The sequence below is a fragment of the Pseudescherichia sp. genome, from assembly GCF_031987975.1.
Lineage (GTDB): Bacteria > Pseudomonadota > Gammaproteobacteria > Enterobacterales > Enterobacteriaceae > Pseudescherichia.
The window spans coordinates 287,142-307,537 of the sequence record NZ_DALZYX010000006.1 but is presented as its reverse complement, the minus strand read 5'-3'; the positions used below and the strand labels follow the sequence as shown (position 1 = coordinate 307,537).

General features: G+C 57.9%; 18 protein-coding genes. 4 read left to right on the top strand and 14 right to left on the bottom strand.

Annotation, left to right across the window (positions count from 1 at the left end; genetic code table 11):
- Nucleotides 1-7: 7 nt before the first annotated feature.
- Together gltD and gltB are read right to left on the bottom strand one after the other, a co-directional pair.
- Nucleotides 8-1,426, bottom strand: coding sequence for a glutamate synthase subunit GltD (gene gltD, locus RTN40_RS13125; protein WP_312228838.1), 1,419 nt, complete (start codon nt 1,424-1,426; stop codon nt 8-10).
- 9 nt (nt 1,427-1,435) lie between these two features.
- The gene (gene gltB / locus RTN40_RS13120) at nt 1,436-5,896 is read right to left on the bottom strand and encodes a glutamate synthase large subunit (RefSeq protein ID WP_312228837.1); all 4,461 of its coding nucleotides are present in this window, start codon (nt 5,894-5,896) and stop codon (nt 1,436-1,438) included.
- 671 nt (nt 5,897-6,567) lie between these two features.
- Here gltB and RTN40_RS13115 point away from each other — a divergent pair.
- The 4 genes from RTN40_RS13115 to mtgA all read left to right on the top strand — a co-directional run bounded on the left by RTN40_RS13115 (nt 6,568) and on the right by mtgA (nt 11,538).
- Entirely contained in the window at nt 6,568-7,491 is a 924-nt protein-coding gene (locus RTN40_RS13115) for a TIGR01212 family radical SAM protein (protein ID WP_312228836.1), read from the top strand.
- 95 nt (nt 7,492-7,586) lie between these two features.
- Nucleotides 7,587-9,926 (top strand): aerobic respiration two-component sensor histidine kinase ArcB, encoded by a 2,340-nt coding sequence (gene arcB / locus RTN40_RS13110; RefSeq protein ID WP_312228835.1) that lies wholly within the window; start codon nt 7,587-7,589, stop codon nt 9,924-9,926.
- Nucleotides 9,927-10,159: 233 nt separating this feature from the next.
- Nucleotides 10,160-10,810, top strand: a complete 651-nt coding sequence (gene elbB, locus RTN40_RS13105; protein WP_312228834.1) for an isoprenoid biosynthesis glyoxalase ElbB — start codon at nt 10,160-10,162, stop codon at nt 10,808-10,810.
- The gene (gene mtgA, locus RTN40_RS13100; RefSeq protein WP_312228833.1) at nt 10,810-11,538 is read left to right on the top strand and encodes a monofunctional biosynthetic peptidoglycan transglycosylase; all 729 of its coding nucleotides are present in this window, start codon (nt 10,810-10,812) and stop codon (nt 11,536-11,538) included. The genes elbB and mtgA overlap by 1 nt, the downstream gene beginning before the upstream one ends.
- Here the strand turns inward: mtgA and yrbL are convergent.
- The 12 genes from yrbL to RTN40_RS13040 all read right to left on the bottom strand — a co-directional run bounded on the left by yrbL (nt 11,513) and on the right by RTN40_RS13040 (nt 20,183).
- Complete coding sequence (yrbL, locus tag RTN40_RS13095) at nt 11,513-12,109, bottom strand: PhoP regulatory network protein YrbL (RefSeq protein ID WP_312228832.1); 597 nt, start codon at nt 12,107-12,109, stop codon at nt 11,513-11,515. The genes mtgA and yrbL overlap by 26 nt on opposite strands.
- A 173-nt stretch (nt 12,110-12,282) precedes the next feature.
- A complete protein-coding gene (npr, locus tag RTN40_RS13090; protein WP_312228831.1) occupies nt 12,283-12,555 on the bottom strand; it encodes a PTS phosphocarrier protein NPr in 273 nt (90 codons plus the stop codon).
- Nucleotides 12,552-13,406: an RNase adapter RapZ gene (gene rapZ, locus RTN40_RS13085; protein ID WP_312228830.1), complete on the bottom strand. Its 855-nt coding sequence runs from the start codon at nt 13,404-13,406 to the stop codon at nt 12,552-12,554. Before rapZ ends, npr begins: the two co-directional genes overlap by 4 nt.
- Nucleotides 13,407-13,451: 45 nt before the next feature.
- Nucleotides 13,452-13,943 (bottom strand): PTS IIA-like nitrogen regulatory protein PtsN, encoded by a 492-nt coding sequence (gene ptsN, locus RTN40_RS13080; RefSeq protein WP_312228829.1) that lies wholly within the window; start codon nt 13,941-13,943, stop codon nt 13,452-13,454.
- 82 nt (nt 13,944-14,025) lie between these two features.
- Entirely contained in the window at nt 14,026-14,313 is a 288-nt protein-coding gene (gene hpf / locus RTN40_RS13075; protein ID WP_312228828.1) for a ribosome hibernation promoting factor, read from the bottom strand.
- Nucleotides 14,314-14,335: 22 nt separating this feature from the next.
- Nucleotides 14,336-15,769 (bottom strand): RNA polymerase factor sigma-54, encoded by a 1,434-nt coding sequence (gene rpoN, locus RTN40_RS13070; protein WP_312228827.1) that lies wholly within the window; start codon nt 15,767-15,769, stop codon nt 14,336-14,338.
- Between the two features lie 47 nt (nt 15,770-15,816).
- Nucleotides 15,817-16,542, bottom strand: coding sequence for an LPS export ABC transporter ATP-binding protein (lptB, locus tag RTN40_RS13065; protein ID WP_312228826.1), 726 nt, complete (start codon nt 16,540-16,542; stop codon nt 15,817-15,819).
- 6 nt (nt 16,543-16,548) lie between these two features.
- On the bottom strand, nt 16,549-17,097 hold the full coding sequence (lptA, locus tag RTN40_RS13060) for a lipopolysaccharide ABC transporter substrate-binding protein LptA (protein WP_312228825.1): 549 nt from the start codon (nt 17,095-17,097) through the stop codon (nt 16,549-16,551).
- On the bottom strand, nt 17,066-17,641 hold the full coding sequence (gene lptC / locus RTN40_RS13055) for an LPS export ABC transporter periplasmic protein LptC (protein ID WP_312228824.1): 576 nt from the start codon (nt 17,639-17,641) through the stop codon (nt 17,066-17,068). Before lptC ends, lptA begins: the two co-directional genes overlap by 32 nt.
- Nucleotides 17,638-18,204, bottom strand: coding sequence for a 3-deoxy-manno-octulosonate-8-phosphatase KdsC (kdsC, locus tag RTN40_RS13050; protein ID WP_312228823.1), 567 nt, complete (start codon nt 18,202-18,204; stop codon nt 17,638-17,640). The genes lptC and kdsC overlap by 4 nt, the downstream gene beginning before the upstream one ends.
- 13 nt (nt 18,205-18,217) lie before the next feature.
- On the bottom strand, nt 18,218-19,204 hold the full coding sequence (gene kdsD, locus RTN40_RS13045; RefSeq protein ID WP_312228822.1) for an arabinose-5-phosphate isomerase KdsD: 987 nt from the start codon (nt 19,202-19,204) through the stop codon (nt 18,218-18,220).
- A gap of 13 nt (nt 19,205-19,217) precedes the next feature.
- On the bottom strand, nt 19,218-20,183 hold the full coding sequence (locus RTN40_RS13040) for a calcium/sodium antiporter (RefSeq protein WP_312228821.1): 966 nt from the start codon (nt 20,181-20,183) through the stop codon (nt 19,218-19,220).
- Nucleotides 20,184-20,396 lie beyond the last annotated feature (213 nt).

Genomic DNA, 20,396 nt, shown 5'->3' with positions numbered 1-20,396 from the left:
CGGATGATTACACTTCGAGGTAATTCATAATGCCGTCGGCGGCTTTACGCCCTTCGGCAATCGCCGTTACTACCAGGTCCGAACCACGCACGATGTCACCACCGGCGAAGATTTTCGGGTTGCTGGTCTGGAAGGCATTTTCGTTGCCTTCCGGGGCGATGATCCGGCCCTGGGAATCCAGCTCCACGCTGTGCTGTGCCAGCCAGGACATGCTGTGCGGACGGAAACCAAACGCCATCACCACCGCATCAGCCGGAACCACGTGTTCGGAGCCAGCGACGATCTCAGCCCGACGGCGGCCGTGTGCATCCGGTGCGCCCATCTCGGTACGCGCCATCTTCACGCCGCTCACCTTGCCGTTAGCGTTCACTTCAATACCCAGCGGCTGGACGTTGAACTGGAACTCCACGCCCTCTTCCCGCGCGTTTTTCACTTCGCGGCGGGAGCCTGGCATGTTCTCTTCGTCACGGCGATAGGCACAGGTCACATGCGTTGCGCCCTGGCGGATGGAGGTGCGTACGCAGTCCATCGCGGTATCACCGCCGCCCAGCACCACCACGCGCTTGCCTTCCATGTTGACGTAGGGTTCGTCAGCGGTTTCACCGAAGCCCATGATCTGCTTGGTGTTAGCAATCAGGAACGGCAGGGCGTCAAATACGCCGGAAGCATCTTCGTTCTCCAGGCCGCCGCGCATGGACTGATAGGTACCGACGCCGAGGAATACCGCATCGTAATCCTTCAGCAGATCGTCGAGCTGTACATCGCGACCCACTTCAGTATTGAGTTTGAACTCAATGCCCATGCCGGTGAAGATCTCCCGGCGGCGGGTCATTACCTCTTTCTCCAGCTTGAAGGCCGGAATACCGAAGGTCAGCAGGCCGCCGATCTCCGGATGGCGGTCGAATACTACCGCCTTCACGCCGTTGCGGGTCAGCACGTCGGCGCACGCCAGGCCAGCCGGGCCAGCGCCAATAATAGCGACGCGCTTGTCGGTCTGCTTCACGCCGGTCAGGTCCGGACGCCAGCCCATCTCAAACGCTTTATCGTTAATATAGCGCTCGATATTGCCGATGGTCACCGCGCCGAACTCGTCGTTCAGGGTGCAGGAGCCTTCACAAAGGCGATCCTGCGGACAGACACGGCCGCACACTTCCGGCAGGGTGTTGGTCTGGTGCGACAGCTCGGCGGCTTCAAAAATACGCCCCTCGTTGGCCAGCTTCAGCCAGTTCGGGATGTAGTTATGCACCGGGCACTTCCATTCACAGTACGGGTTGCCGCAGGAGAGGCAGCGGTCCGCCTGCGCCTTGGCCTGGCCCTCTGAGAACGGCTCATAGATCTCAACAAATTCGATTTTACGGATCTTCAGCGCTTTCTTAGGCGGATCCACGCGCTGTAAGTCGATAAACTGGTACACGTTTTGGCTCATTGCTACCTCTTACTGCGCCTGCACGCGCAACTCTGCGGCGCTGCGACTACGGTGACCCAACAGGGCTTTAACATCGCTGGACTTCGGCTTAACCAGCGCAAACTTCGCGGCGAAGGCAGGCCAGTGGGCCAGGATCTCTTCCCCACGCGAGGAGCCGGTATGCTGTACATGCTCGGTGATCAGGCCGCGCAGGTGCTCTTCATGAATTGCGAGGTCGTCGACGCTCAGCACTTCCACCAGCTCCGGGTTCACGCGGTTGCGGAACTCGCCATCTTCATCCAGCACGTAGGCGAAGCCGCCGGTCATGCCTGCGCCAAAGTTGACGCCCGTCTTGCCAAGAATACAGACGATGCCGCCGGTCATGTACTCACAGCCGTTGTCACCAATACCTTCCACCACGGTGATCGCCCCGGAGTTACGGACCCCGAAACGTTCGCCCGCGCGGCCTGCGGCGTACAGACGACCACCGGTCGCGCCGTACAGGCAGGTGTTACCAATAATGCTCGCCTCGTGGCTACGGAAAGCCGAGCCGACCGGCGGACGCACCGCCAGCAGACCGCCCGCCATGCCTTTACCGACGTAGTCGTTGGCATCCCCGGTCAGGTACAGCTCAACGCCGCCGGCGTTCCACACGCCGAAGCTCTGGCCTGCGGTGCCGCTGAAGTGGGCTTTAATCGGATCCGACGCCAGGCCCTGATCGCCATGCGTCTGGGCAATGTAGCCGGAGAGCGATGCGCCCACCGAACGGTCGGTGTTGCGAATATCAAACCAGAAGGTTTTGCTCTGGCGCTCGTCAACAAACGGCTTCGCCTGGTTCAGCAGCTGGGCATTGAGCACCCCGTTATCAAACGGCGGGTTGTGCTCGGTGCAGTGGAGCGCTTTGCCCGGATGCGGCTCGGCGGTCTCCAGCAGCTTAGAGAGATCCAGCTTCTGCTGTTTGGCGGTGAAGCCCTCCAGCGCGGTAAGCAGATCGGTACGACCAATCAGGTCCACCAGGCGGGTCACGCCCAGCTGCGCCATCAGCTCCCGGGTCTCACGGGCGATAAATTCAAAGTAGTTGGTCACTTTGAACGGCAGGCCGTGATAGTGGTTCTTACGCAGCTTGTCATCCTGGGTTGCAACGCCGGTTGCGCAGTTGTTCAGGTGGCAAATACGCAGGTATTTACAGCCCAGCGCTACCATCGGGCCGGTGCCGAAGCCGAAGCTCTCTGCACCGAGAATCGCCGCTTTGATGATGTCCACGCCGGTTTTCAGGCCGCCGTCGACCTGCAGACGAATTTTGTGGCGCAGGCCGTTAGCCACCAGCGCCTGCTGGGTTTCAACCAGCCCCAGCTCCCACGGGCAGCCCGCGTATTTCACTGAGGAGAGCGGGCTTGCACCAGTGCCGCCGTCGTAGCCAGCGATGGTGATCAGATCCGCATAGGCTTTTGCCACGCCGGTGGCGATGGTGCCTACGCCCGGCTCGGAGACCAGCTTCACGGAGATCATCGCTTTCGGATTGACCTGCTTCAGGTCAAAGATGAGCTGGGCCAGATCCTCGATGGAGTAGATATCGTGGTGCGGCGGCGGGGAGATCAGCGTCACGCCCGGCACCGAGTAGCGCAGCTTAGCGATGTACGGGGTCACTTTATCCCCCGGCAGCTGGCCGCCTTCCCCAGGCTTCGCGCCCTGGGCCACTTTAATCTGGATAACGTCCGCGTTCACCAGGTAGGCCGGGGTCACGCCGAAGCGGCCAGAGGCAACCTGTTTGATACGCGATACTTTGTTAGTGCCGTAGCGAGCCGGATCTTCTCCGCCTTCGCCGGAGTTAGAGTTGCCGCCGATGCTGTTCATCGCTTCGGCCAGCGCCTCGTGGGCCTCCGGGCTTAGCGCGCCGATAGACATCGCTGCGGTATCGAAGCGTTTAAACAGCTCGCTGGCTGGCTCCACGTCATCAACGTTCACCGCGTCCGCAGGCGGGTTGATGTGCAGCAGATCGCGCAGCGTTGCCGCCGGGCGCTCGTTGACCAGCTTAGCGTACTGCTGATAGTCACTGTACTCGCCGCTCTGTACCGCCTGCTGCAGGGTGCGCACCACGTCCGGGTTGTAGGCATGGTATTCACCGCCGTGGACGTACTTCAGCAGGCCGCCCTGTTCCAGCGGTTTACGCGCCAGCCAGGCACGTTTCGACAGGTTCAACAGATCCTGCTGGAAGTCGGCAAAGCCCGCGCCGCCGATGCGGCTGATCACGCCCTGGAAGCAGAGATCGGCAACCTCATCATGCAGGCCAACCGCTTCGAATAGCTTCGAGCAGCGGTAGGAGGCGATGGTAGAGATGCCCATTTTGGACATGATCTTGTACAGGCCTTTATTGATGCCGTTACGGTAGTTCAGCATCACGGTACGGTAGTTCTTATCGATGGCGTGCGTATCTACCAGCTTCGCCAGCGTCTCATAGGCGAGGTACGGATAGACAGCCGTCGCGCCGAAGCCCAGGAGTACGGCGAAGTGGTGCGGATCGCGGGCGCTGGCGGTCTCAACAATGATGTTGGCGTCGCAGCGCAGGCTCTTCTCCACGAGGCGGGTCTGGATAGCCCCCACCGCCATCGGGGCCGGAACCGGCAGGCGATCCTTGGCGATGTTACGGTCAGAGAGCACCAGCAGCACCGTGCCGTCGCGCACCATCTGCTCTGCTTTATCACACAGCGCGCTCACCGTGTCTTCCAGCGAAGCTTCGTTGACGTCAAAAGTGATATCCAGCGTGTCGGCGCGGTAGTGGTGCTCCGACAGGGTAGTCAGCTGCTTAAAGTCGGAGTAGAGCAGGATCGGTGATTTGAAGGTCAGGCGGTGGGCCTGGCCCTCGGCTTCACAGAAGACGTTCATCTCCCGGCCGATGCTGGTGGCCAGCGACATGACGTGCGCTTCACGCAGCGGATCGATTGGCGGGTTAGTCACCTGCGCAAACTGCTGGCGGAAGTAGTCATAAATAATACGCGGCTGGCTGGAGAGCACGGCGAACGGGGTATCGTCACCCATTGAGCCGACCGCCTCCTGGCCGTTTTCACCCAGCACGCGGATCACTGAATCCAGCTCTTCGGCGCTGTAGTTAAACTGCTTCTGGAAGCTGGCCAGCAGGTCATCGCCCATCTCACGGCTGCCCACTGCGTCATCCGGCAGATCTTCAAACGGCACCAGACGGCGCACGTTCTTCTCCATCCACTCTTTATAGGGGTGGCGGCTCTTCAGATCGTCATCGGTTTCGCGGGAGTGCAGAATACGGCCGCCGCGGGTGTCGATAACCATCAGCTCGCCTGGTCCGACGCGGCCTTTTTCCACCACTTCGTCCGGCTGGTAATCCCAGATCCCGACTTCCGAGGCGCAGGTGATCAGCTTATCTTTGGTGATGACGTAGCGCGCCGGACGCAGGCCGTTACGGTCCAGGTTACAGGCGGCAAAGCGGCCGTCGGACATGACGATGCCCGCCGGGCCGTCCCACGGCTCCATGTGCATGGAGTTAAAGTCAAAGAAGGCGCGCAGCTCCGGATCCATATCCGGATTGTTCTGCCAGGCTGGCGGCACCAGCAGACGCATGGCACGGACGATGTCCATCCCGCCCGCCAGCAGCAGCTCGAGCATGTTATCCAGCGAGCTGGAGTCGGAGCCGGTTTCGTTGACGAACGGCGCGGCGTCGTGCAGATCCGGGATCAGTGGCGTCTTGAATTTATAGGTACGCGCGCGCGCCCACTGGCGGTTACCGGTGATGGTGTTGATCTCACCGTTGTGGGCCAGGTAGCGGAACGGCTGGGCCAGCGGCCAGCGCGGTACGGTGTTGGTGGAGAAGCGCTGGTGGAACAGGCAGATGGCCGACTCCAGGCGCAGGTCCGCGAGGTCCAGGTAGAAGCGCGGCAGATCCGCCGGCATACAGAGACCTTTATAGATGTTCACCAGGTTGGAGAGGCTACAGACGTAGAACTCTTTGTCCTCCTGGAGGCGTTTTTCGATACGGCGGCGCGCAATAAACAGACGGCGCTCCATATCACGCGGACGCCAGCCCGCAGGGGCGTTAACAAAAATTTGCTCAATACGTGGCAGCGAGGAGAGGGCGATTTCACCGAGCACCCCTTCGTTGGTCGGCACATCGCGCCAGCCCACGATAGAGAGGGTCTCTTGCTGAAGTTCTTCTTCGACGATGCGGCGCGCAACGGCGGCCTTTTCAGCGTCCTGGTTCAGGAACAGCATGCCCACGGCATAATTTTTGGCTAAGCGCCAGCCGCGCTCTTCGGCAACCAGGCGGAAGAAACGGTCAGGTTTTTGTAGCAGCAGGCCGCAACCGTCGCCGGTTTTACCATCGGCAAGGATCGCACCACGGTGCTGCATTCGGGCCAGTGCGTGAATAGCGGTACGCACTACCTTGTGGCTAGGTTCGCCTTCTATGTGGGCGATCAGGCCGAAACCACAGTTATCTCTCTCAAGAGATTTATCGTACAACATATCAGTGAACCTCCCCAGGCTCTACGTGACTCTCTCATGACCGTGGCGCGCAGGCGCAGAAAGGGCGTGGCGACGGAGCCTACAGGCCTCGCATGTCGCCCTCTATCATCCTTTTCGCGTAGGTCAAACAAGTGTTGAGGACTTGCTTCAGAGGGAATCTAAATTACTGCATAAATATGGTGAGCAGACTGCTCACCCAGAAAGCTTCCAGCGGATATCCAACTTATCGGGAATCGACACACAGGTCAAATCACAATCTTATTTATGCAAAAATGTGCTAACACAGAGTTAACTTTCTGATTTTTAACTGTAATTAGCTATTTTACAGGCGTGTGACAGCGACGGCAGGCGGTGGCAGAGTGTGATCTCTCTCACTATAAGAAAGCGCTATTGTTATTGGTATTATCTGTTTTTTCACCTTTAGGCGCTATTTTTCGCTGGTTGCGAAGAGTAACCCGCATAAAGACACTGTTTTACGCATGAGCAAAAATAGTAGAAAAACAGGGCAGCAATATAAGGAAAAGTAATCAACCCAGTGGTGAATGAAATAGCGGTAATTGTGCTTGATTATGCAATGGAAATAGCGCCGCTATGACGATTGATCCAGGTCATCGCCGTCGGAGGCTAAAAATGGCAGGCTTGGCCCTTTCTTCAGGGCGGCCTTTCAGATTATGCAGTTACAAAAATTAGTCAACATGTTTGGTGGCGATCTTGCCCGCCGCTATGGTGAAAAAGTTCATAAGCTTACCCTGCACGGCGGCTTTAGCTGCCCGAATCGCGACGGCACAATTGGCCGCGGCGGCTGTACCTTCTGCAACGTTGCCTCCTTTGCCGACGAGACCCAGCAGAACCACTCCATTACCGCGCAGCTCGCTTACCAGGCGACACGGGTTAACCGCGCCCGGCGCTATCTTGCCTATTTCCAGGCCTATACCAGTACCTGGGCCGAGGTGCAGGTGCTGCGCGCCATGTACCAGCAGGCGGTGAGCCAGGCCAATATTGTTGGGCTGTGCGTGGGCACGCGCCCGGACTGCGTTCCGGAGGCGGTGCTGGATCTGCTTAGCGAATACCAGCAGCAGGGGTATGAGGTTTGGCTGGAGCTGGGCCTGCAGACGGCCCACGATAAAACGCTGCACCGTATTAACCGCGGTCACGACTTCGCCTGCTATCAGCGTACCACCCGGCTGGCCCGCCAGCGTGGGCTGAAGGTGTGCAGCCACCTGATCGTTGGCCTGCCGGGGGAGGGGGAGGCAGAGTGCCTTGCGACACTACAGCGGGTGGTAGAGACCGGCGTTGACGGCATCAAGCTGCATCCGCTGCATATCGTTACCGGCAGCACGATGGCAAAGGCCTGGCAGGCCGGGCGGCTGACCGGTATCGAGCTGGATGCCTACACCCTGACCGCCGGGGAGATAATCCGCCATACGCCGCCGGAGGTGATCTACCACCGCATCTCCGCCAGCGCCCGCCGCCCGACCCTGCTCGCGCCGCTGTGGTGCGAAAACCGCTGGACCGGCATGGTGGAGCTGGATAAGTACCTCAACGCCCACGGAGCGCAAGGCTCCGCGTTAGGACGGCCCTGGACAGTAGCGTAATGCCAGACGGTACGGGCTACATTTTTTGCACAACCTTCAACGCTTTGCTCAGAATTGAGTATTATTGTGCGACGTTGTGGTGAAGGAACTCGTTAATGAAGCAAATCCGCTTACTCGCGCAGTACTATGTCAATCTGATGATGAAGCTTGGCCTGGTGCGCTTCTCCATGCTGCTGGCCCTCGCGCTGGTGGTCTTGGCAATTGTTGTCCAGATGGCCGTTACCATGGTGCTGCATGGCCGGGTCGAGAGCATTGACGTGATCCGTTCAATCTTCTTCGGGCTGCTGATTACCCCCTGGGCGGTCTACTTTTTATCGGTGGTGGTTGAGCAACTGGAAGAGTCCCGCCAGCGGCTGTCAAAGCTGGTGGAGAAGCTTGAGGAGATGCGCGAGCGCGATCTCAAGCTCAACGTTCAGCTGAAAGAGAACATCTCCACGCTCAATCAGGTGATCAACGATCGCGCCATCGCTGAGGCTGAGCGCCAGGCGACCTTTGAGCAGCTTAAAATTGAGATGCAGGAGCGCGAGCAGACACAGATCCAGCTGGAGCAGCAGTCCTCCTTCCTGCGCTCGTTCCTCGACGCCTCGCCGGATCTGGTCTTCTACCGCAACGAAGATAGGGAGTTCTCCGGCTGCAACCGGGCCATGGAGCTGCTGACCGGCAAAAGTGAGAAACAGCTGGTTAACCTGAAGCCGAACGACGTCTACTCGCCGGAGGCGGCGGAGAAGGTCAACGAAACCGATGAGAAGGTGTTTCGGCACAATGTCTCCCTGACCTACGAGCAGTGGCTGGAGTACCCTGACGGGCGCAAAGCCTGCTTTGAGATCCGCAAGGTTCCCTACTACGACCGGGTGGGTAAACGCCACGGACTAATGGGCTTTGGCCGCGATATTACCGAGCGCAAGCGTTACCAGGATGCGCTGGAACGGGCCAGCCGTGACAAAACCACCTTCATCTCCACCATCAGCCATGAGCTGCGCACGCCGCTTAACGGCATCGTTGGCCTGAGCCGCATTCTGCTTGATACCGAGCTGAGCGAGGAGCAGGAGAAGTACCTGAAGACTATCCACGTCTCTGCGGTGACGCTGGGCAATATCTTCAATGACATTATCGACATGGACAAAATGGAGCGCCACAAGGTGCAGCTGGACAACCAGCCGGTGGACTTCACCAGCTTCCGCGCCGATCTTGAAACTCTCTCCGGGCTACAGGCCCAGCAGAAGGGGCTGAGCTTTGTCGTCGAGCCGACGCTGCCCCTGCCACACAAGGTGATCACCGACGGCACCCGGCTGCGGCAGATCCTGTGGAATCTGATCAGCAACGCGGTGAAGTTTACCCAGCAGGGCCAGGTCACGGTACGCATTCGCTATGACGATAACGAAATGCTGCGCTTCGAGGTTGAGGACTCCGGTATCGGCATCCCGCCGGCGGAGCAGGATAAAATTTTCGCCATGTATTATCAGGTCAAGGATAAGCACGGCGGCAAACCGGCTACCGGGACGGGGATTGGCCTCGCAGTTTCGCGGCGGCTGGCGAAAAGCATGGGCGGCGACATCACGGTGAGCAGCCAGCCGGGCAAGGGTTCGCGCTTTGTACTGACGGTGCATGCGCCTGCCGTGGCGGAAGAGGTTGAGGACGGCTTCGAAGATGACGATATGCCGCTCCCGGCTCTCAACGTGCTGCTGGTAGAGGATATCGAGCTGAATGTGATTGTGGCGCGATCGGTGCTGGAGAAGCTGGGCTGCAGCGTCGATGTTGCCATGACCGGAACCGAGGCGCTGGCGATGTTTACGCCGGGCGAGTACGACCTGCTGCTGCTGGATATTCAGCTCCCGGACATGACCGGGTTAGATATCTCTCGCCAGCTGACGCAGAACTACCCTCGGGAAGATCTGCCCCCGCTGGTAGCCTTGACCGCCAACGTGCTGAAAGATAAAAAAGAGTACCTTGACGCGGGGATGGACGACGTCCTGAGCAAGCCGCTGGCCGTCCCAGCGCTGACCGCGATGATCAAGAAGTTTTGGGATACCTGCGACGACGAAGAGGAGAGTGCGGTGGAACCTGTCGATAACGATAAAGCGCAGACGCTGTTAGATATTCCGATGCTGGAGCAGTACCTGGAAATTATCGGTCCGAAGGTGATCGTTGATGGCATTACGATGTTTGAGAAGATGATGCCGGGCTATATCGCTATTCTCGAATCAAACCTCACCGCCCGCGACCAGAAGGGTATCGCGGAGGAGGGGCATAAGATCAAAGGCGCAGCAGGCTCGATTGGTCTGCGCCGTCTGCAGCAGCTGGGCAAGCAAATTCAGTCTTCAGATCTGCCGGCGTGGTGGGATAACGTGGGCGAATGGATTGAAGAGATGAGACTGGTCTGGCAGGACGATATCGCGGTGCTTAAAGCGTGGGTAGCAGGGGCAGGGAAAAAATGACCCCGGATAGACCGGGGTGCGCGAATACTGCGCCAACACCAGGGAAACTGTGGCTGTGCCGAAATTTTTTGTGTTGGTTATCTGCTGGGCACAGGCGAAAATAGTGGTAAGCCCGCAGATAAGATAGCAAATCTTAAATTATTTGTTATATGAATCGATGAAATGTGTGAGGCATAGCGCCCTTATAAAAATTTTTAATAATCGTCAGCACCTTACAACAAAGGATCATCAAAATGAAAAAAGTGGGAGTGGTACTGAGCGGCTGCGGCGTTAACGACGGAACTGAAATCCACGAGGCCGTCATCACGCTATTAGCGATCGCCCGTTGCGGCGCGGAGGCGGTCTGTTTTGCCCCGGATAAACCCCAGGCTGACGTAATCAACCATTTAACCGGCGATGCGATGGCAGAGAGCCGCAACGTTCTCATAGAAGCGGCGCGTATTGCTCGCGGCGCTATTCAGCCGCTCAGCCTGGCCTCTGCCGACGCGCTGGATGCGCTCATTGTCCCGGGTGGCTTTGGCGCGGCCAAAAACCTCAGCAATTTTGCCAGCCAGGGCGTGGAGTGCAGCGTTGATAGCGGGCTGAAGCAGCTGGCGCAGGCGATGCACGCAGCCGGTAAACCGCTGGGGTTCATCTGTATCGCCCCGGCGATGCTGCCGAAAATTTTTGATTTCCCGCTGCGCCTGACCATTGGTACAGACATCGACACCGCAGACGTGCTGGAGGAGATGGGCGCGGAGCATGTGACCTGCCCGGTAGACGACATTGTGGTAGATGAAGAGAACAAAGTGGTCACGACCCCGGCCTACATGGTGGCGCAGAATATCGCTGAGGCCGCCAGCGGTATTGAGAAACTGGTCACGCGCGTGCTGGTGCTGGCGTAATGGCGTTACGCAGTAAATCGCTGAAGACGAAAATAAGGCGCCTGCTGCTGCGTATCCTGCTGGGGCTGGCGCTGCTCTGGGGCGGTGGCATTCTGCTGTTCAGCTTTATGCCGGTACCCTTTTCGGCGGTGATGGCGGAGCGCCAGCTATCGGCCTGGCTGGGCGGCGATTTCGGCTATGTTGCTCACTCCGACTGGATGGGCATGGACGATATCTCTCCGTGGATGGGGCTGGCTGTGATTGCTGCTGAGGATCAGACCTTCCCCGAGCACTGGGGTTTTGATGTGGATGCCATCCAGAAAGCAGTTTCCCATAACGAGCGTAACGGTAGCCGGATCCGCGGCGCGTCTACGCTCTCCCAACAGACGGCGAAAAACCTCTTTCTCTGGGACGGGCGCAGCTGGCTGCGCAAGGGGCTAGAGGCCGGGCTGACGCTGGGAATGGAGACGGTGTGGAGCAAGCGGCGGATCCTGACGGTTTATCTCAACGTTGCTGAGTTTGGCGAGGGGGTATTTGGCGTCGAGGCGGCGGCACAGCGCTATTTTAATAAGCCCGCCAGCCGCCTGACGATGTCAGAGGCCGCGCTGCTGGCGGCCGTGCTGCCCAATCCTATCCGCTTTAAGGCCAACGCCCCCTCGGGCTACGTGCGCAGTCGCCAGGCGTGGATCATGCGCCAGATGCGCCAGCTGGGCGGAGAAGCGTTTATGACCAGGCATTCGCTGCACTAAGCCCGCTGGCAAGCGCAGGCTGAGCGATAAAGCGCTGCCACAGGCGGGCCTGCTTACGGGCGCAGGCCCAGCCAGACCAGGTTGCCAGCGGGATCAGCGTCCCTTCGCCAATGTTATCGCACACCACCGGGATCACTTCATCCGGGCTGATGCGGCGACAAAGCACGTTCTGCGGCTTCAGGTTCATGGTGACGATGCGGTTTTTACGCAGATAGCTTTTCAGCATCCTGAGCAAGGGATAGAGCGCCTTGCTGTCGCCCGCTTTACGGCACTGAGCGGCATACTCCGTCAGCGTTTTTGACGGAGATCCGTCAAAATCAGTAATGATATCGTAGACGTATCCGGTTCCCAGATCGGTCTCGACAGTGCCGTAGTAGCGCGGCAGCCCGCTCCAGTCCGTTAAACGACGTGACAGATGGGCGTAGTAGCTCAGCTCGCGCTTGATCTCTTTATCGCCGCCGCTCTCGTAGTTATAGATAATCTTGATGCAGCGTTGGGCATTGTCCGGATGCGCATAGCATTGACGGTGCCGACCGGTGCCCAATGGGGTGAGATGGGATAAGCGAATCATACGTTGTCCTGCTTTTCTGGAAATTGTTTTGGAAACAATCCAAGTATGGCCAGGCAACTTAAATGGAAAATAAACGGCTAGCTTAAGGTATTCTTAAGGAAGGGTTGGCAGGGGGTAAGCGCACAAATTGTGCAATTCCCCGGTGGCGCTGCGCTTACCGGGGCGACAGGCAATTAATCTTCATCAAAACCGGCGTTGAACAGGGCAATGACGGCGGCAAGTGCCTCATGCTCCTGCGGGCCGCTGGCTTCGATCTCTATCTGGCGGCCTTTAGCGGAGTCGAGCATCAGCAGCGCGATGACGCTGCTGGCTTCCGCCTCGGTGCCTTCATCATTGCGCAGCAGCACTTCCGCATCAAACCCCTGAACCAGCTCGAACAGCTTCATCGCCGGGCGGGCGTGCATGCCCAGCGTGTTAGTGATCTCAACGGTCTGCTTGACGGTCATGTTTTACGTTTTTCCAGGGTGCGGTGGCGGGACTGCACGTTTTTACCCCGCGAGCGGAAGTAGTCCGCCAGCTGCTCGGCGATATAGACCGAGCGGTGCTTACCCCCGGTACAGCCAATGGCAACGGTGAGGTAGCTGCGGTTGTTGGTCTCCAGCATCGGCAGCCACAGCTCCAGATAGCTGCGGGTCTGGTAGATAAAGTTGTGCACTTCGGTGTGACGGTCAAGAAACGCTGCCACCGGCTTGTCGAGGCCGGTCATCGGGCGCAGCTTGGGATCCCAGTGCGGGTTCGGCAGGAAGCGGACGTCAAAGACGTAGTCGGCGTCGATAGGGATGCCATGCTTAAAGCCGAAAGACTCAAAGACCATAGTCAGTTCGCGCTCGCGCTTGCCCAGCAGGCGGGTACGCAGCATCTCCGCCAGCTCGTGCACCGACATCTCTGAGGTATCAACGATCAGATCCGCCCGCGAGCGCAGCGGCTCCAGCAGATCGCTCTCTTCATCAATGGCGCTCTCCAGCGACAGATTCTTGCTGGAGAGAGGGTGCAGGCGTCGGGTGTCGCTGTAGCGACGGATCAGCGTATTGCGATCGGCATCAAGGAACAGCAGCTGCGGCGAAAAGGCCGTCGGCAGGTTGTTCATCGCCTGTTCAAAAATCTCCGGTGACTCCGGCATGTTGCGCACGTCAATGCTGACGGCCGCCGAGATCTGGCGGTCGGCCAGCGATTTCGCCAGCTCTGGCAGCAGCACCACCGGCAGGTTATCCACACAGTAGAAGCCCATGTCTTCCAGCGCTCGCAGGGCAACTGATTTCCCTGAGCCAGAGCGACCGCTGACGATCATCAGTACCATGTACCGTTTCTCCTCAGGAGAGCAAATGTAAAAGCGTTTTCCCGGTTACGCGTCATCGTGGCTGCCTTCGGTATCCGTGATGATCTGGTACAGCTCCTCATCGCTCTGCGCGGCGCGCAGGCGTCGGCAGATGGTTTTGTCTGCCAGGCGACGGGCGACAAGGGAGAGCGTGTGCAGATGCGTCTTTGTCTGATCGGCAGGAACCAGCAGGGCGAAGAGCAGATCCACCGGCTGGTTATCGATAGCATCAAAGGCGATAGGGGTCTCCAGCTGCACAAAGACGCCAACGGCGCGCAGGGTGTCTTCCTCTACCTTGCCGTGAGGGATCGCGATACCGTTGCCAATACCGGTGCTGCCCATTTTCTCACGGGTGAGGATGGCTTCAAAGACTACCTGCGGCGGCAGGCTGAGCTGCTTTGCCGCCAGCTCGCTAATAATCTCCAGCGCACGCTTTTTGCTCTGGCAGTGCACGCCGCTGCGGGTACATTCCTGGTTAAGGACATTGCTCAGTTGTAGAGCGGAATCGTTGTTCATCATAAATTCACCTAAGCGTTGTTCGCGCAGACAACCTGCTGCGTTGCCACAGCAGGTTGCTAAATGCCGTCGAACGCCCGGACAATTAGTATTGTTTCAGTTTATCTTTATGTTTGGTTAACTGCCGCGCCAGTTTATCAATTAAACCGTCAATGGCCGCATACATGTCTTGCCCATCCGCACTGGCGTGGAGTTCGCCACCGTTTACGTGCAGTGTGGCGTCCGCGACGTGCGTCACTTTCTCCACTTTTAACACAATGTAGACCTGATTGATCCGCTCGAAGTACTGCTCCAGCTTAGCAAATTTTGTACTGACAAAATCGCGCAGTGCTTCAGTAATTTCGACATTGTGCCCTGTAATGTTGAGCTGCATAGTGTCTTCCTTATCGGTTGGGTCAGACCAGCTGCTTGCGCTGGTTAGACGGCGGGATGGATAAAGACTCTCGATACTTCGCAACGGTGCGGCGAGCCACCATGATACCCTGATCGGACAGCAGGGTGGTCAGTTTACTGTCGCTCAGTGGTTTCGCAGGGTTTTCTGCGGCTATCAGCTTCTTCACCAGCGCCCGGATCGCCGTTGACGAGGCTTCGCCGCCGCCTTCGGTGTTCACATGGCTGGAGAAAAAGTATTTAAGCTCAAAAATGCCCCTCGGGCTGTGCAGATACTTCTGGGTTGTCACACGTGAAATCGTGGATTCGTGCATCTCGACGGCCTGGGCGATGTCTGCCAGCACCATCGGTTTCATAAACTCTTCGCCCTTGTCGAAGAAGGCCTGCTGCTGTTCAACGATGCAGCGGCTAACCCGTAGCAGAGTATCATTGCGGCTCTCCAGGCTTTTAATCAGCCACTTGGCCTCCTGAAGATTGCTGCGAATATACTGGCTGTCGGCGTCGTTGCGCGCACCGCTGCACATGCCGGCGTAGTGCTGGTTGATCTGCAGGCGTGGAATGCTGTCAGCGTTCAGCTCGACCATCCAGCGACCGTTATGCTTACGCACCAGCACATCGGGAATGACATACTCCGGCTCGCCAGTCTGGATCGACTGGCCCGGGCGCGGATCCAGGGACTGAATCAGATTTACCGCCTCTTTCAGCACCTCTTCCTTCAGGCGGGTGACGCGCATCAGGGTTCGGAAATCATGATTCGCCAGCAGATCGAGGTGATCGCTGATGATCAGTTTCGCTTCGGCCCGCCACGGCGTATCGCTGGCGAACTGGGAGAGCTGAATCAGCAGGCAGTCACGCAGATCCCGTGCCGCCACGCCCACCGGATCGAAACGCTGGACGCGTTTCAGCACCGCCTCGACCTCATCCAGCCCAACGTTGCTGTCGCCCATGCTGTCGAGGATATCCTCAAGAGAGACGGTCAGATAACCCGTCTCATCGACAGCGTCAACAATGGAGGTAGCAATAGCGCGATCGGTATCGGAGAAGGGGGTCAGCTCCACCTGCCACATCAGGTAGTCCTGCAGCGACTGGGTGGTTTCGCCCTGATAGACGGGAAGCTCATCGTCCTGGTAGTCCACGCCGTTGCCCGACGGCGTACCGGCGGTGTAGATCTCATCCCAGCTGGCATCCAGCGGCAGCTCCTCGGGCATATCTTTCTGCTCAAGGGCGTCGGCGGTGTCTAACGCTTCGGTATCCTGGGTCTGCTGCGCGTCTATCTCGTCGTGAATATCGGTCTGCTCCAGCAGCGGGTTGCTATCCAACGCCTGCTGAAGTTCTTGCTGAAGTTCCAGCGTAGAGAGCTGCAGCAGACGAATAGCCTGCTGCAGTTGGGGCGTCATGGCGAGCTGTTGGCTTAGCCGCAGTTGCAAACCTTGCTTCATGTTCAGAGCACTTCTCTCCCGCTAAAACATTACAGTTACTAACCCTATCAGAGTCTGAAGTCTTCCCCAAGATATACGCGTTTAACCTGTTCGTCTTCAAGGATTTGCTGCGGCGTACCGTGGGCAATCAAATGCCCCTGGCTGACGATATAGGCGCGTTCGCACACGGCCAGCGTCTCACGTACGTTGTGGTCGGTGATCAGTACGCCTAGCCCGCTGTCGCGCAGGTGCTCAATGATGCGCTTAATGTCGATAACGGAGATAGGGTCAACGCCAGCAAAGGGTTCATCCAGCAGGATAAACTTAGGGTTTGCCGCCAGCGCGCGGGCAATCTCAACGCGGCGGCGCTCACCGCCGGAGAGGGCCTGGCCAAGGCTGTCGCGCAGGTGCTCAATGTGAAACTCCTCCATCAGCTCATTAGCGCGGTCTTCACGCTGCTGAGAGGAGAGATCGTCACGAATTTGCAGCACCGCCATTAAGTTATCGTAGACGCTCAGGCGACGGAAAATAGAGGCCTCCTGCGGCAGGTAGCCAATACCGCGGCGTGCGCGGGCATGCAGCGGTAGCAGGCTGATATCTTCGTCATCAATGATGATATTGCCCGCGTCGCGGGAGACAATGCCTACAACCATGTAGAACGTGGTGGTTTTACCCGCCCCGTTAGGGCCAAGCAGGCCCACAATTTCGCCGGAGTTGACGGTCAGGCTGACATCCTCGACCACGCGGCGGCCTTTATAGGCTTTAGCAAGATTTTTTGCAGTTAACGTTGCCATAACGAATTAGTTACTCTTCTTCGGTGCCGGTTTATTGCCTTTGTCCTGCAGCTGAGACGGAACCAGGACGGTGGTCACGCGCTTGCCTTTTTCGCTAAACGCCTGCATTTTTTGCTCTTTGACCAGATAGGTAATTTTGTCGCCGGTGATATTGCTGTCCTGCTGCTCAAGGAAAGCGTTGCCGGTCAGCACGACGAAGTCATTCTGCAGCTCGTAATGGAGCTGGCCAGCGTGACCCTGCACCGGCTTGCCGTTATCCTGCATCTGGTAGAAGGTGGCCGGGTTGCCGTAGCCATCAATGATCTCTTTGCCCTGCTCGCCGCCCGGACGGGTAACGACCACCTTATCGGCGTTGATCTTGATCGTGCCCTGGGTGACCACCACGTTGCCGGTGAAAGTTACCACGTTGCCCTGCATATCCAGCGACTGCTGGTCGGATTCAATATGGATCGGCTGATCGGTATCGCCGGTCACGGCCAGCGCCGGGACAGAGGCGGCCAGAAGTACGCTGGCAAGCGCAAGATTAAGGCTGAGTTTGTTTATTTTGAATTTCATAGGAGGTTCTAACCTTTTCAATCAGCTCGGCGTTTTGGCTGCGTAAGTTGCCGCGCATTTTCAGGCCGCTGGAATTAAATGTTGTACCGTATAACGTGACCAGATCGTTCGAGGTAACATCCTGAGTAATCAGGTTAATCTGAGCGTTATCCGTCGTAATTTTCCGCAGTTGGGACTCTGCTGTCAGGGCATTGACCTCAACGTGTCCATAAAGATACAGCATACGGTCATCAGTCAGTTTGGCTTTATCTGACCTAATCGACCAGGTGGGCACTTTATTTTCGTCAAAAGTGGTTAATACCGGCTGCGTAAACCACGAGACGGCCTGATCGGAGAAGTACTCAACGTGCTGCGCAATCAGGCGATAGTTCAGCGCCCCTTCCGGGCTATAAACCACAGTATCGGTATGCTCGCTGCGGTAGGTTGGATCGCTATTGTTGATCGCGACCTGGCTGTCATCGTCCCGATCGGTCAGGTTGACGCCAATCAATACCAGCACCGCCAGCGACAGCAGAATGATAACCCAACGTCTGGTTTTACTCATATCGATTGCCCTTTGGCCTCTTCCAGTTTGCCCTGCGCCAGCAGCAGCAGATCGCAGACTTCACGTACCGCGCCGCGTCCACCCTGAATCCTTGTCACGTAGTCCGCCCGCGGCAGCAGCAGCGGGTGCGCATCGGCAACGGCCACGCTTAAGCCCACTTCCGCCATCACCGGCCAGTCGATCAGGTCATCACCCACATAGGCGACCTCATCGGCGCTGACGGCGAGGGTGGTAAGCAGCTCCCGGTAGGCAATCAGCTTGTCTGATTGCCCCTGGTAGAGATGCGTAATTCCCAGCGTAGCGCAGCGGTCTTCCAGCAGTTTAGCCTTGCGGCCGGTAATGATCGCCACCTCAATACCCGAGGTCAACGCGCAGCGGATGCCGTAGCCGTCGCGCACGTTGAACGCTTTCAGCTCTTCACCATTATTACCCATAAAAATCAGGCCGTCAGACATTACGCCATCAACGTCCAGGATCAACAGGCGGATCTTCTCCGCTTTAGCCATCACTTGCGTACTCACCGGCCCGTAACAGGTCGCCAGTGATGCAGCAGCATTACTCATTCTCGTATCCTTTTTACACCACGCCTGCGCGCAGCAGATCGTGCATATGTACCACACCCAGCAACTGGTCGCCATCGGCAACCATTACCGCCGTAATGTGGCGGGACTGCATCAGGTTCAGGACGTCAACCGCCAGCGTGCCTGCGCGGACGCGAATGCCGCCGGGGGTCATGACGTCGGCAATACCTAAGTTTCTGACGTCGGCACCCATATCAAATACGCGGCGCAGGTCGCCATCGGTAAAGATGCCCTCAATTTTCATCAGGTCATCACACACTACCGTCATGCCCAGATTCTTGCGGGTGATCTCCAGCAGCGCGTCGCGCAGGGAGGCCTCTTTACTGACATGAGGGATCTCATCCCCGGTGTGCATAATATCGTTCACCCGCAGCAGCAGCTTACGTCCGAGCGCGCCGCCGGGGTGGGAGAGGGCAAAGTCCTCTGCGGTAAAGCCGCGCGCCTTCAGAAGCGCTACCGCCAGTGCGTCGCCCATCACCAGCGCCGCTGTGGTGCTGGAGGTGGGAGCCAGCCCCAGCGGGCAGGCTTCCCGGGGCACCTTGACGCACAGATGGATATCCGCCGCCCGCGCCATGCTGCTCTCCGGACGGCTGGTGACGCAGATCAACGGCACCTGCAGACGTTTCAGCACCGGAATAAGCGCGAGGATCTCGTTAGATTCTCCGGAGTTCGACAGGGCAATAACGATATCCTGTGGCGCGACCATGCCGAGATCGCCGTGAGCGGCCTCGCCTGGGTGAACGAAAAATGCCGGCGTGCCGGTGCTGGCAAAGGTCGCCGCCATCTTACGCCCGATATGGCCAGATTTGCCCATGCCCATCACCACTACTTTGCCAGCGCAGTAGAACATCCTCTCGCAGGCTTCGGTAAAGTCCTGGTTGATATAGCGGTCAAGCTCGGCCAGACCTTCACGTTCAATAGCCAGTACATCCTTGCCCGCCTGTTGAAAGTCAAAGCCTGGCGGCAAATCTATGTGCGACATAATAGGTTTCCGATTATCCAGTAATATACGGCGACAGCCAGTAGAGCATCGCCATCCATATGATAAAACCGCCAAGTAACAGCGCGCCTGCGCCTCTGCCCGTCTGGCGCTGCCGGCGCCAGCACAGTAGGGCAAAGATAACGCTAACCGCCAGCATCACGCCGTAATCACGCGTAAAGGCCAGCGGGTTAAAGGGACCGGGTACAATCAGCGCGGGCAGGCCCAGCACAATAGCGATATTAATAATGCCGGAGCCAATAATATTCCCGATGGCGATATCATCTTCGCCTTTACGTGCTCCGGCGATAGCGGTAGCCAACTCCGGCAGGCTGGTACCAATGGCGATCACCGTCAGGCCAATGGTCAGCTCGCTCATCCCCAGCACGTTCGCCAGCACCGTGGCGTTATCAATGACCATCCGGGTCGCCATCGGCATCACGATCAGCGCAACCCCCAGCCAGAGAAACGCTACCGACAGGCTACCCTCACGGGGCAGCTCCGCCAGCTGCTCCCGGGTCAGACTATCGTTGCCCTGGCGGCCAATCTTAACAATGAATACCAGCCAGAGCACGGCTAACAGCAGTAAAAAGAGACCGTCCGCCCGCGTGAGCTGACCATCGTACAGCACCACGCCAGCGAGGGCGCTAACGATCAACATTAGCGGTATTTCGCGGCGCAGAATATCAGAATGCACGGTAAATGGATGGAACAGGGCGGCTAAGCCGAGGATTAACAGTATATTGACGATGTTGGATCCCAGCGCCGTGCCGATAGCGAGATCCATCTGTCCGTGCAGGGAGGCGGCCATCGAGACAATGATTTCAGGCAGAGAGGTGCCGATGGTGACCACCGTCATGCCAATGATCAGCGGTGGGATCCCTATGCTACGGCAGAGAATAGATGCGGCAAACACCAGACGATCGGCACTGTAGACCACCAAAAGTAAACCAATAATTAACAGCGCCATCGCTAAAAGCATCTAAAGTCCTTTCTTCAGGTATAATCGCCGGTCCGCAGTCAGCGATCGCCAGGCGAAAAGAGGATCGGTTAGACACAGCGAGTCCTGATTTTGACTTTAAGCGGCTTAAAAGTAAAACAAATGCCAGCTTTAGCTAACCTATGCACACAATATTCTGTAAAAATATCGTGACCAGGCGTAATGACGCGCCCTGGTTACACCTAACAAGGCAGA

Bases quoted from the DNA above. Each gene is read 5' to 3' on its own strand.
- RTN40_RS13040 (WP_312228821.1), bottom strand. From the start codon at position 20,183: ATGCTTTTAGCGATGGCGCTGTTAATTATTGGTTTACTTTTGGTGGTC.
- npr (WP_312228831.1), bottom strand. From the start codon at position 12,555: ATGACCGTCAAGCAGACCGTTGAGATCACTAACACGCTGGGCATGCAC.
- lptB (WP_312228826.1), bottom strand. From the start codon at position 16,542: ATGGCAACGTTAACTGCAAAAAATCTTGCTAAAGCCTATAAAGGCCGC.
- rpoN (WP_312228827.1), bottom strand. From the start codon at position 15,769: ATGAAGCAAGGTTTGCAACTGCGGCTAAGCCAACAGCTCGCCATGACG.
- lptC (WP_312228824.1), bottom strand. From the start codon at position 17,641: ATGAGTAAAACCAGACGTTGGGTTATCATTCTGCTGTCGCTGGCGGTG.
- rapZ (WP_312228830.1), bottom strand. From the start codon at position 13,406: ATGGTACTGATGATCGTCAGCGGTCGCTCTGGCTCAGGGAAATCAGTT.
- kdsC (WP_312228823.1), bottom strand. From the start codon at position 18,204: ATGAGTAATGCTGCTGCATCACTGGCGACCTGTTACGGGCCGGTGAGT.
- yrbL (WP_312228832.1), bottom strand. From the start codon at position 12,109: ATGATTCGCTTATCCCATCTCACCCCATTGGGCACCGGTCGGCACCGT.
- lptA (WP_312228825.1), bottom strand. From the start codon at position 17,097: ATGAAATTCAAAATAAACAAACTCAGCCTTAATCTTGCGCTTGCCAGC.
- mtgA (WP_312228833.1), top strand. From the start codon at position 10,810: ATGGCGTTACGCAGTAAATCGCTGAAGACGAAAATAAGGCGCCTGCTG.
- arcB (WP_312228835.1), top strand. From the start codon at position 7,587: ATGAAGCAAATCCGCTTACTCGCGCAGTACTATGTCAATCTGATGATG.
- ptsN (WP_312228829.1), bottom strand. From the start codon at position 13,943: ATGATGAACAACGATTCCGCTCTACAACTGAGCAATGTCCTTAACCAG.
- kdsD (WP_312228822.1), bottom strand. From the start codon at position 19,204: ATGTCGCACATAGATTTGCCGCCAGGCTTTGACTTTCAACAGGCGGGC.
- RTN40_RS13115 (WP_312228836.1), top strand. From the start codon at position 6,568: ATGCAGTTACAAAAATTAGTCAACATGTTTGGTGGCGATCTTGCCCGC.
- elbB (WP_312228834.1), top strand. From the start codon at position 10,160: ATGAAAAAAGTGGGAGTGGTACTGAGCGGCTGCGGCGTTAACGACGGA.
- gltD (WP_312228838.1), bottom strand. From the start codon at position 1,426: ATGAGCCAAAACGTGTACCAGTTTATCGACTTACAGCGCGTGGATCCG.
- hpf (WP_312228828.1), bottom strand. From the start codon at position 14,313: ATGCAGCTCAACATTACAGGGCACAATGTCGAAATTACTGAAGCACTG.
- gltB (WP_312228837.1), bottom strand. From the start codon at position 5,896: ATGTTGTACGATAAATCTCTTGAGAGAGATAACTGTGGTTTCGGCCTG.